12 protein-coding genes are annotated in these 11,035 nt (G+C 36.2%); 11 read left to right on the top strand and 1 reads right to left on the bottom strand.

Annotation, left to right across the window (positions count from 1 at the left end):
• The 6 genes from EVJ48_09885 to EVJ48_09860 form a co-directional block, all read left to right on the top strand.
• Positions 1-642: heterodisulfide reductase subunit C (locus EVJ48_09885; protein ID RZV36875.1), on the top strand; the 642-nt coding region annotated here is incomplete at its 5' end.
• A gap of 179 nt (positions 643-821) precedes the next feature.
• Positions 822-2,024, top strand: coding sequence for a heterodisulfide reductase subunit B (locus EVJ48_09880; GenBank protein ID RZV36874.1), 1,203 nt, complete (start codon positions 822-824; stop codon positions 2,022-2,024).
• Between the two features lie 140 nt (positions 2,025-2,164).
• Complete coding sequence (locus EVJ48_09875) at positions 2,165-3,208, top strand: CoB--CoM heterodisulfide reductase iron-sulfur subunit A family protein (protein ID RZV36873.1); 1,044 nt, start codon at positions 2,165-2,167, stop codon at positions 3,206-3,208.
• 1 nt (position 3,209) lies between these two features.
• A complete protein-coding gene (locus tag EVJ48_09870) occupies positions 3,210-3,980 on the top strand; it encodes a hypothetical protein (GenBank protein RZV36872.1) in 771 nt (256 codons plus the stop codon).
• Positions 3,981-3,990: 10 nt separating this feature from the next.
• On the top strand, positions 3,991-4,779 hold the full coding sequence (locus EVJ48_09865; protein RZV36871.1) for a 4Fe-4S dicluster domain-containing protein: 789 nt from the start codon (positions 3,991-3,993) through the stop codon (positions 4,777-4,779).
• 4 nt (positions 4,780-4,783) lie between these two features.
• Positions 4,784-5,707 carry a disulfide reductase gene (locus EVJ48_09860; protein ID RZV36870.1) on the top strand — a complete coding sequence of 308 codons (924 nt, stop codon included), beginning with the start codon at positions 4,784-4,786 and terminating at the stop codon, positions 5,705-5,707.
• A gap of 22 nt (positions 5,708-5,729) precedes the next feature.
• Here the strand turns inward: EVJ48_09860 and EVJ48_09855 are convergent, their stop codons facing one another.
• On the bottom strand, positions 5,730-7,286 hold the full coding sequence (locus tag EVJ48_09855) for a glycosyltransferase family 39 protein (protein ID RZV36869.1): 1,557 nt from the start codon (positions 7,284-7,286) through the stop codon (positions 5,730-5,732).
• 231 nt (positions 7,287-7,517) lie between these two features.
• Between EVJ48_09855 and pilM the strand changes: the two genes are divergently transcribed.
• The 5 genes from pilM to EVJ48_09830 all read left to right on the top strand — a co-directional run.
• A complete protein-coding gene (gene pilM / locus EVJ48_09850; GenBank protein RZV36868.1) occupies positions 7,518-8,570 on the top strand; it encodes a type IV pilus assembly protein PilM in 1,053 nt (350 codons plus the stop codon).
• A 1-nt stretch (position 8,571) separates the two neighbouring features.
• On the top strand, positions 8,572-9,153 hold the full coding sequence (locus EVJ48_09845; protein RZV36867.1) for a hypothetical protein: 582 nt from the start codon (positions 8,572-8,574) through the stop codon (positions 9,151-9,153).
• 1 nt (position 9,154) lies between these two features.
• Positions 9,155-9,781 (top strand): hypothetical protein, encoded by a 627-nt coding sequence (locus tag EVJ48_09840; GenBank protein RZV36866.1) that lies wholly within the window; start codon positions 9,155-9,157, stop codon positions 9,779-9,781.
• A gap of 34 nt (positions 9,782-9,815) precedes the next feature.
• Positions 9,816-10,385, top strand: coding sequence for a hypothetical protein (locus EVJ48_09835; GenBank protein ID RZV36865.1), 570 nt, complete (start codon positions 9,816-9,818; stop codon positions 10,383-10,385).
• A 66-nt stretch (positions 10,386-10,451) separates the two neighbouring features.
• The coding region (locus EVJ48_09830; GenBank protein ID RZV36864.1) for a hypothetical protein at positions 10,452-11,035 on the top strand (584 nt) is incomplete at its 3' end.

Genomic DNA, 11,035 nt, shown 5'->3' with positions numbered 1-11,035 from the left:
GCCGAATTAAAAAAAGAAATTTTCGAAGAAGCAAGAAAAGATTTCCGGTATGAAGAGTATGTTAGAGGATGTTTAAACTGCGGCGTCTGCACCGGCGGATGCCCGCCCCACAGATTTTTCGATTTTTCTCCGCGTATAGTCCTGCAAAAAATGAAGTCAAAAGACCCTGAACTTATCTGGACAATGATGGACGAATATGTATGGGCTTGTTTTCAGTGTTTTACATGCGCGATGATTTGTCCGTTTTTAAACAGCCCAGGAGGCGTTATAGCTATATTAAGGGAAATTGCCGTACGAAGAGGCTTCGAATCGGCGAAAAAAGTTTTAAAACCTTATTCGCGCGTTCTTTTAAAACTTACCGCATACGGCAATCAGCTTTCTCCTGATATGATACAGCCGGATTTTTTTCCGGACTGGGGTCCGCATATAGGATATGCTTCGACGGATCTTGCAATAAAAAGAAAAGCTATTCCTATGCCTACCCTTCAAGTTACTAATTTGGCATGGGACGTCGCTCCGGAAACTATGAAAGAATTATACGATATATTCGACGAAGCCGGAGTTTTTAAAATAATAGAATCCGTCGATCCTTCGCTTTACGAAATAATTCAGGATATAGTGGACGACGTCAGAAGTTCTTAACGGGAAGCGATAATTAGTTTAATTTATATATAGTCTGGATTCCCGCCTGCGTAGGAATGATAAAATAAGCATGGGGGAATAATAAAGAAAAGACCGGAATTATAAAATAAGGTAAATATTTAAATTAAAGTTTAGTCATTCCCGCGCAGACGGGAATCCAGAAATAAGGAGACATCGATATGGCTGTAGAAATTAGCAACAGGCTCGGTCTTGCAAACGTAAAATCTAATTATATTCACACCGCAGGAAGAAAACTTGAAGATATACATGAAAGACTTCTTGAACTTGAAGCAAAAGGCGAGGTTAAGGTAATACACATAAAAGAAGAAAATAAACCTATAGAAGCCGAAACTCTATTAGGCTGGAAGAAAAAAATCCCCACAAATAAATTATGGCATCACAAATCATGCGGACAGTGCGGCAATATTCCGGGATATCCCGTGTCTCTGTTGTGGTTTATGAATCAGATGGGCATCGAATACGTAGATGAAAGAAACCAGACGTCATGCACCGCTTGGAATTATCACGGGTCGGGAACATCTAATCCTGTCGGGCTTGCCGCCGTCGCCGTAAGAAACTGGCACAGGGCATACGAACTAGGTTTATTTCCGCTTTTTCACTGTGCTACTACTTTTGGCGATTATAAAGAAATGAGAAATTTACTCGTCGAAAATAAAGAACTACGCGACGAAGTGCGCAGAATTATGCATAAAATAGGCAGGGATTTAGTTATCCCCGAATATATAGTGCATTACAGCGAATGGGTACATGTTATGCGGTTTGAAATAGCAAAGTTAAAAAAATATGACTTAAGTAATATTATTGCGACGGTTCATCCTGCCTGCCATACATATAAAATGATTCCGGAAGACTGCATTTACGACAAAGACATATATGCGGGGAAAAGAACCGCCGTTTCTACCGGAGTAATGCTTGCCCTAGGAGCGCAGGTGGCTGATTATTCTACATGGTACGATTGCTGCGGTTTTGGTTTCAGGCATATATTGACGGAAAGGGAAGCGTCCAGGTCTTTCGTAATGGACAGAAAAATAAGGCCGATGGTCAGGGAAGCCCATTCTGACGTCTGTATTACTCAGGATACGGGATGCACCACTACATTGGATAAAAACCAGTGGATAGGAAAAGCTATGGGCTACACGGAGCAAGTTCCCGTTATGGCGGACGTTATGTTTGCGGCGTTGACATGCGGCGCGGACGTTTTTAAAATCGTCCAACTTCAATGGCATACTACGGATTGGAGGCCTCTATGCGAAAAAATAGGAATAGACTGGAAAAAATCCGAACAAGAATATAATGCGTATCTAGAAGAACTTAAAGCTGGCGGAAAAACCGTTAATTTATACGAATATCCAAAGAGTTAAAACTGGATTCCTGCAATCTTTGTCTGCGCCAACGGCTTGCCTTGACAATGATGCAGACAAAGATAAAATATATGCAGGAATGACAAAATAAAAAGATTAATTAATATTAAATAACACGGCGATTTAATGGAGGATGTTTTATGTCTGAAAATATTTTAGTGATAGGCGGAGGTCCGGCAGGTTTGAATGCGGCCGTTATGCTTTCAGAATTGGGAGTTAACGTAGCTTTGGTCGAAAGAGATTCTTTTCTCGGCGGCAACCCTAAAAAATTTAAATATAAATTTTTGTTTCCCGATATGCAGCCGGCTGACAACGTAATAGGGGAGCTTATTAAAAAAACCGAATCCGGCGGTAACATAAAAGTTTATTATTCTTCCGAAATTTCTGATTTTAAAGTAAACGGAAAAAAATTTGATGCCGTTATAAAGTCTGCCTCCGGAAGCGAAACTAAAACATTTGATTCCGTTATCGTTGCGACGGGTTTTGAACATTTCGATCCGGCAAGAGACGCAAAGTATTCTTATCAGCTTTTCGACGACGTTATAGATATAAAAGACCTTGAAAGAATGATGGGAGAAAATAATTTTGTAAGACCGTCTAACGGCAAGCCGCCCAAAAAAGTAGCCTTTATTTTATGCGTAGGCTCAAGGGATAGGCATGTAGGAAACCAGTATTGTTCCAGAGTCTGCTGTACGGTTTCCGTAAAACAGGCTATTGAAATGAGAGAGCATTTTCCGGACTGTGAAGCGTATATATTTTACATGGATATAAGGACGTACGGTTTTTTTGAAGATTTATACTGGAAAGCTATGGAAGAACATGACGTGCAGATAGTTAAAGGCAGAATTGCGGAAATTACTTCCGGGCCGGATAATACGGTCGTATGCAAAGGCGAAGACACTCTTTTAAGGGGGCCGTTCGAAATTCCCTTCGATATGGTAGTTCTTGCTTCCGGTATGGAAGGCGGACCGCAGTCTCCCGAAATATCGAGCAAGCTTGGCATCGAACTTGACGAACACGGTTTTTTAAAGCCGGAAAACGTTACGCTTTCTCCGTTTAAATCTAATAAACCCGGAGTTTTTTTGGCAGGCGCGTGTACCGGGCCTAAGGCTATTTCCGATTCTATTACCGAAGGCGCCGCCGCCGCTATGAATGCTTATACTTATGCCGTAAAAAACAGGTAAAATGCCTTATATACTAAAAAATAACAAAATAGATAAAAGATACGAAGAAAAATTTTTCGAGATAGTAAGAGAAAATTTACCGGATGAAAAAATAGAACTTTTTAATTATCTTTTGAAATTTAAAACGGAAATTATAAAGGAGTTTTTATCAGATGTCATAAACGCATCGAAAACCGGAGGTAAATTAAAAAAAGAAAAAGCGGATGAAATATTATCCATGATTTTTTCTATTAGAAGGCATAAGGAAAAAATTTTAAACGGCTTAAGCGAAAATAACTTAAAAAATTCGTTTGTCGTGCTATCAGATATTAAAAAGTCGGCTGAAATAAGGATAGGGCGTTTTTTAGAATTGTTTTCCTATGAAGACGTTATAGTTAAAAGAGACTTAGCTTTAGAAATCTTACATTTTTACGAACCGGATAAGAATGTTTTTTGGACTTCATGGGTTTATAGACAGGATAACGGTACTGGATGTCTGCCGTATATGGCAGATTTTTTAAAACGGACGTGGGACGGCAATCCTTATATTATGCCTTTCAGTATTAAGGAAATGAAAGACGAAATTGATTATCTTTATGAACTGTCGGGCAAAAACGGACTTAATTTGGAACGACCATACGGTGCGGATATTATGTTGAGCTATATGTACTCGGACTATGTTTATAAAATGGTTTACGCCGAATCTAAATCCTTGTCGGTCGGCGTTCCGGATGGATTTACTTTAATGAAAAAACTTCTCGGTATCGAAAAGTTGGAAGAGGCAATAAAATAGGAGGAAAAATATGGCTATAGAAAAGCATGATAAAGAAAATTCGGGCGGCGGCAGACCGGTTGCCGAAAAAGGTGAACATATAGTAGCAAGGCATCTTATTGAAGACGACAATATTAAAGAAGAAAAAAATCTGGTTATAGACGGCGTAGATGTCTCCGGTCGCTGGAATACTTTCATTATTTCACGCGTTGATTCCGATTTCGACAGAAGTTTTTTTGAAGAAATTAAGAAAACGGTAGTCGGTTCAAGAATAAACAGATGCTGGCAGTGCGGGATGTGTACCGCAAGCTGTACCGTGACGCCTTTATATAGAAGATTTAATCCAAGGGCGTTTATTTATATGATGCAGTTGGGCAACTTAAGAGAACTTAAGAAATATATCGACGTTGCATGGAGATGCGTGGGATGCTATAAATGTTCCCAAAGATGCCCAAAACAGGTAAATCCTGCCGAAATGATGGAAGCACTTGCGCTTGTTATGAAAAAATATTTTTCCGAAGAGGTTAAAACTAAATTAAAGCTTGACGAGGAAGTAAAAACAATATACGAAGATATGATAATAGGACACGGAAGACTTGACCTTGCCAAACTTCATACATCCGCAATGCAAAAATCAGGCAGAACTAAAGAGATGCTCGGAAAAATAGAAAGAGGCGCTATTTTTGAAATGGTTAAAGACGGCAGGGCATTTTCCGTATTAAGATTGGGCAAGCCTCATAACTGGAGCAGTTCCAAAGAAGCAATAGAAAATTATTTACATAAATTAAAAACTATTGAAAACAGCGAAGCGGGGGTTTAAATAAATGGATAAATTAAAGGAAAATCAAGCTGCGTATTATCCTGGTTGCGCCTTATTGACTATAGACAGAGCGTATAATAACAGTTCAAAGTTGGTTTCAAAAAAAATGGGCATTGAACTTGTAGAAATACCCGATTATAACTGTTGCGGAATAGGAGAAATGAAATCTAAAGGCGCAGCTTCTATGTACTTGCCTCTTAGAAATATGATGATTGCTAAAAACAGGCTCGGCTCTAAAAATTTAGTTATGGCTTGTTCTGTATGCTACCACGAATTTTCCAGGTCTATTAACAGAGTTAAGGAAAATCAAAACGAACTTACCGCAGTAAACGAAATATTTAAAGAAGCGGGCGAATTTAAAGAGGAATATATTCCGGACGGCGAAGCAAGACACATTCTCGAGTTTTTGTATAACGAAAAAGGCGTAGAAGAAGTAAAAAAGAACGTCGTTAAACCCCTTAAAGGACTTAAAGTAGCTCCTTATTATGGATGCCTTTATTCCAGACCTTCTATGTACACCTTTACGGATAAAAAACCTAAAATGGATAATTCAGAAAGACCCCGTTTCATGCATGAATTTTTAGAAGCATTAGGTGCGGAAACTGTTTTTTACGGCAATGAAGTGCAGTGCTGCGGCGGCAGAAACGTAGTTCAGGACGAGGAAACATCCTTTACCTTATGCTCTCAGACGATTTCAAAGGCTAAAAAAGCCGGAGCCGATGTTATAGCTCTTATATGCCCTAAATGCGCCGGCGCATTAGACGTCAATCAGCCTAAGATAGTCGAGAAATTTGGAAAGGACTCCGAACTCCCTATTGTTTATCTGACGCAGTTAATGGCATTAGCGTTCGGTTTTTCAAAAAAAGAAGCGGAATTCAGCGATATGATTTCGGAACCGTTAAAAGTTCTTAACGAAAAAGGTTTTTAAATTTTAAGTTTAATTTTTTAAATTAAAATTCTTTAGAAGAGAATTTTTTAAACATATATTTATCTTTGTAAAGAAAATCTTTTAATATATAAAATTTTACCGTCCTGATTTTCTGGCCGAATTTATTTTTTATCACGGTTTTCTTAACGAGAGAACAACTCTTAAAATTTTCGCATAAGCTTTTTTCTAAGTTTTTTCCGTATTTTGTATCTATCACGTAAAGAAAATTCCGTCCTTTTTTGTTTTTAAAATTATTCCAAAGCGAATATTCATTGTTTCTCATAAAATAGTTAAACGAGTACGTCTGCGGTCTTCCTTTAACGTAATATGCAAGTTCGCTTGCAGTTTGAAATCTTCTTGCGGCTATAAGAAGCCGGTCTTTTTTGTATTTATTTAAAATAAAATCTGCATCTTTGCCAATATTTTTCCATCCCAGCATATCCCTTAAAGGACTTTTGCTTATCTTAACGTTAAACAGTTTTCCTACCGCGGGATAATAAGGGGAAATAAAAATAATAACCGAAAACAGAATGCCGGTAATAAACGAAAGGCCGTAAAAATAAACGATTATTTTTTTTATTTTCTTATTAGAAGTTTCATAAAGTCTGTAAGCGACAAGAGAAGCAAGCAGGAAAGCCGGAAAATATAAAAAAACAGGCCAGTTAGGCTGAACCATAGTTTTTGTGCATTGATATAAAAAATATAAAAAAGGTATTATAGATGCCGAGGAAAGGACTAAATAAACGTCGTTCTTTTCTTTTAAGGCGATGTATAAGCCGGCAAATATAGAAACCATCATTATTAAAAATAAAAATGGAGAAATAATACCCGCCTGCGATCCTATAAATAAAGTAAGGTTTTTTGAAAATATATCAAAGCTTTTATATCCGCCCGACAGCGTCATAAGATGCCTGAACGATACGAAATCGTTAAAGCTGTTCCAAACTATTACGGGAGCAAATATAATTACCGATATTAAAAACGCTATATAAGGCTCTTTTTTAAAAAGATATTTTCTGTGTTTACGGCTTAAAATAAGAAAAGCTAAAACTATAGGATAAATAAATGCCGCCGTATATTTACTCAGTAAAGCAAATCCGGTGGATATTCCGATTAAATACCAGTAAAAATCTTTACCGGAAATAATAAAATATATCAACAGCAGAATCGTCAACGAAAAAAACAGCATCTGTAAATTTCCGTAAACTATCAGAATAGAACCTATATTTAATATCGGAACTGCATTTAATAAAATCGCCCATATTAACGGCGGCAAGGTTTTTCCGGTTATTTTTTTTAAAGCCGAATATGCAAACAAAGACAAAAGCAAAGAAATAGCGGGCGCGGCAAATCTGACGAAAAACTGGGAATTGAATCTTCCGAAAAAAGTTGTTAACGCGATAGTATAGGCAACCATAGGAGACATATCGTAATATGAAAGAGCAAGATGCCTCGACCATTGCCAGTAATAAGTTTCTTCCGGTATAAGATCTATTTTAGTTATCAATATAAGCCTGACGGCGAATAAAATAATCAGGATTAAAAAAAGAGAGTAAGTAATTATTTTGTTTTTATTCATAGTGTTATTAATTTTTTTAGAAACATTATACGATTTTTAAAGTTAAAATAAAATCAAAAAGATTATAATTTTTATAAAAAATAATAAAAATACTTGACATTTAATTTAATTGAAGGTATTTTATATTTAGATAAATTTTATATAAATTAAATTTAAAAAATAATTTATTAATATTTTATATATAAAGTTTTGTATATAAATTGCCGATTTATTTAATAAAGTGAGGTTTTCATGGCGCTTAAATTTGGAATAGGTTCAAAAAAGAGCGTGGGTATAGACATTGGATCCAGCTCTATTAAAGTAATTGAACTTTCTAAAAGCGGACATAAATATTATATAGACGTTTTAGACACAATAGACCTTCCTTCCGGAGCCGTAGGAGGAGGCATTGTAAACGATGCGGCTTCTACCGCTTCATACCTTAAAAATTCTCTTGCGAAGCACGGCGTCAGCGAAAAAAAAGTAGTAATCGGAATACCCTGCAAGCACGTAATAATAAAAACTATAGAAATGCCTAAAATGAAACCGTCGGAACTTGAATCTTCGATTTATTACGAAGCTCAAAGATATATAACGTACGACATGAACGAAGTATCATTGGATTACGTGGTTTTGGGAGATTCGCCGTCCGAGCCGTCAAATAACGCTATAATGATAATTGCCGGCAAAAAAGATATAATAGAAAACCAGTCCGATTTTTTTCACGAGTGCGGTTTAAATCCTTATATAATAGACGTGGACTGTATAGCTTTAGAAAATATGTTTAATTTTAATTATCCCGAAGAATTCGACGAACTTATATCCATAGTAAAAATAGGCGCGTCTGAAACAAACGTACACATAATCCAAAAAGGGACTAATTTATTCAGAAGAGATATACCTATCGGCGGAATCAACATAACCGAAGAAATAGCCAAAAAATTTCAAATTAATTTTAACGAAGCCGAAAATATTAAAACCGGAAATATGGGAAACAGAAGCGAAGATTTTAAATCGGAATTCAATATATATTTAGATATGATTTTGACCAGGGTTATTTCCGAAATTCACAGGACCATAGACTATTTTGCGGCAAATAACGACAAACAGTATCCGAAAAAAATTTATTTAACGGGCGGTTCTGCGCTGCTCGGCAGCATATTGCAGGAAATAGAGAGCAAAATCAATATTCCTGCATCAAATTTAAATCCTTTTAGAAATTTACTTTTTAAGCATGAATCGTCCGATGCTATTCATAATTTTTTCGGAGTAGCCGTCGGTCTTGCGTTAAGGGGAGCGGAATAAATTGATTAAAATCAATTTGAACAAAAAACCTAAAAAAGTAAAAATTTCCATAGAAGCGGGAAGCCTGCGAAATATGCTTATCTTCTTAATAATTCCGGTTATAGCGGGCGGAATAGTTATTTTTTTAATGCAGTCTTCTATAGAAAGTAAAATAAACGATATAAATAAGAATATAAAAATCTATAATGCAAAAACGGTAGTGTTAATGCCCCAAGTCGAAAAAGTCAACGCGCTTAAAGCAAAGGATGCTCAAATATTGCAAAAGATTAACATTATTAAAACGTTAAAAAAGGCTCAGATGGGTCCGTTGGGATATATATATTACATTACTGCGGCAATTCCAAGGTTTTCATGGATTAATTCTTTAAAATCCAATAAAGGCGTTATATCCGTTTCAGGAACAGCATTAGACGGGCAGGTCGAGTCTATATTTATGAATAATTTAAGCAAAACGGGTTTTTTTAACGACGTAAGTTTAATACAGACTTCCGAAACAAAAAAACAAGGACTGAAACTGCAAAATTTCAGCATGACTATGAACGTAAAAGGCGAAGCATTGTCTAAAAATGCTTTAAAAAAATAATATGAATTTAGAATCTATAAAATCTAAAATCGATTTAAAGAATCCTAAAGTTTTGGGAGCAATTATAAGCATAGTTTTGTTTATAGTTATTATAGGCGTTTACTATTATTTTATATATTCCGGATTAAAATCGAAGGAAGCGCAAAAACAAAACACGTTAAATGCCGCAACGTCTAAATATAATTCGTATTTGTCGTTAGCAAGGAGCTATCCCGTTATAGTAAAGCAGGATAAAAAGTTAAGCAAGGAATTTGCAGGTTTGCTTTTAGAACTTCCGTCTAAGAAAAATATACCTCAGCTTTTAATGAAAATTTCGAACTACGAAAAAGTTTTAAATCTTAATTTGAATATGTTTAAACCGGATAAAGGAACGGCTAAAGGTTTTTACGAAACCGTTCCTTTTTCTATGAATATAAGCGGAAATTTTTATAACGTGTATAAGTTTTTTTATAAACTTGCGTCTATGAAAAGAATAATCGACGTCCACGGCGTTTCTATTTCAAAGAAAGCTAAAGGCGGCAGCGTTTCGGTTTCTTTTCAAGGAACTACTTTCTCGTTCATAGGAGCCGTAAAGCCGAAGTTTCCGGTAAAGCCGGCGCAAAAACCGACAACGGTCAAGAAACCATAGAAATAAGCAAGGCAATGAGTTAAAGAGGTATAAAATGGCAATTATTAATAAACCGCCGATAAATAATACAAACGATATGGCTGAAAATTTAATTAAAAAAATAAAACAGGGGAAACGGTTTAAGTTTATTTTTGAATTTTTATCGTTTGCCGCATTTTTAGTTTTTTTAACCGGCTTAATTTTTTATGCACCTTCTTGTTATGCAGGCAGCGTTAATAATAACGGAACGCATAATAAAAGTAAACAGGTTAAAAAAGTAAAAAGCAGCAATATCGCGTATCCTTATTATTTAAAGAGGGACCCGTTCCAGACTTTTTTATATACCCAAAGGCCGACGACGTCATTTAAATCAGGAGAATTGCCTTTATTGCAGTACGCCGTTTCGTCCCTGAAAGTCGTCGGCATTATGAGCAGAAGAGGAAAATATTTTGCTATGGTTCAGACGCCGGACGGAAGGTCTTATATAGTTACCGACGGTTCTTTGATAGGCGTAAACAGGGCAAAAGTTGTTTCCATTACATCTAGCGCCGTAAATTTAGTAGAAAGAACTTATAATATTTTAGGTCAAATGCGGTCCATGAATTTAGTTATGCCGCTACAATAGAGCAATAACAATAAAAATAAAACAATGCGATAGTTATTAAATTTTATTAGCTATGGAGAACATAATATGAGAACGAGAAAATTATTATTTATGCCTTTTATATTTATATTATTCTTTATTTTGTCCGCAGGAATTAGTCTATCTTCGGCTTATGCAGGGCAAAACACTGATGGCGGTGGAAACGGCAGCGGAGTCAAAAAATTTTTCGTAGATCCTTCCGATATGAGAGTCAGCTTCAATTTTCAGAATGCTAACGTTTCCGACGTAATAAGAATGATAGCGAAAGTTTCCGACATGAACGTTTTGATAGGCTCAAACGTGAAAGGAACGGTTACTATGAAAATGAAAGACGTTCCGTTGAAAAATATATTATCCCTTATATTAGAGGCTTACGGTCTCGGCATGATAAAAAAGGACGGAATATATTATATAAACTCTACAGGAACTATAGCGACCGTAGTCTCGTCGGAAAAAAAAGCGAGAGCGATTTCGGAACATAAAGTAACGAGACTCGTTCCAATTAATTACGTTTCGGCAAGCGGTTTGATGGCAAAAGTAAAATCGGTCTTAAGTTCGCAGGGCAGGGTAGTTTACGATAAATCCCTTCATTCTTTGCTTATTACGGATATTCCAAACCGCGTCGCGAGAGC

The sequence above is a fragment of the Candidatus Acidulodesulfobacterium acidiphilum genome (assembly GCA_008534395.1).
Lineage (GTDB): Bacteria > SZUA-79 > SZUA-79 > Acidulodesulfobacterales > Acidulodesulfobacteraceae > Acidulodesulfobacterium_A > Acidulodesulfobacterium_A acidiphilum.
This window is presented reverse-complemented; position numbering and strand designations above follow the sequence as displayed.

Excerpts from the sequence above, each read along its gene's own strand:
- EVJ48_09880 (RZV36874.1), top strand. The coding sequence starts at position 822 with ATGGCTGTAGAAATTAGCAACAGGCTCGGTCTTGCAAACGTAAAATCT.
- EVJ48_09875 (RZV36873.1), top strand. The coding sequence starts at position 2,165 with ATGTCTGAAAATATTTTAGTGATAGGCGGAGGTCCGGCAGGTTTGAAT.
- EVJ48_09870 (RZV36872.1), top strand. The coding sequence starts at position 3,210 with ATGCCTTATATACTAAAAAATAACAAAATAGATAAAAGATACGAAGAA.
- EVJ48_09865 (RZV36871.1), top strand. The coding sequence starts at position 3,991 with ATGGCTATAGAAAAGCATGATAAAGAAAATTCGGGCGGCGGCAGACCG.
- EVJ48_09860 (RZV36870.1), top strand. The coding sequence starts at position 4,784 with ATGGATAAATTAAAGGAAAATCAAGCTGCGTATTATCCTGGTTGCGCC.
- EVJ48_09855 (RZV36869.1), bottom strand. The coding sequence starts at position 7,286 with ATGAATAAAAACAAAATAATTACTTACTCTCTTTTTTTAATCCTGATT.
- pilM (RZV36868.1), top strand. The coding sequence starts at position 7,518 with ATGGCGCTTAAATTTGGAATAGGTTCAAAAAAGAGCGTGGGTATAGAC.
- EVJ48_09840 (RZV36866.1), top strand. The coding sequence starts at position 9,155 with ATGAATTTAGAATCTATAAAATCTAAAATCGATTTAAAGAATCCTAAA.
- EVJ48_09835 (RZV36865.1), top strand. The coding sequence starts at position 9,816 with ATGGCAATTATTAATAAACCGCCGATAAATAATACAAACGATATGGCT.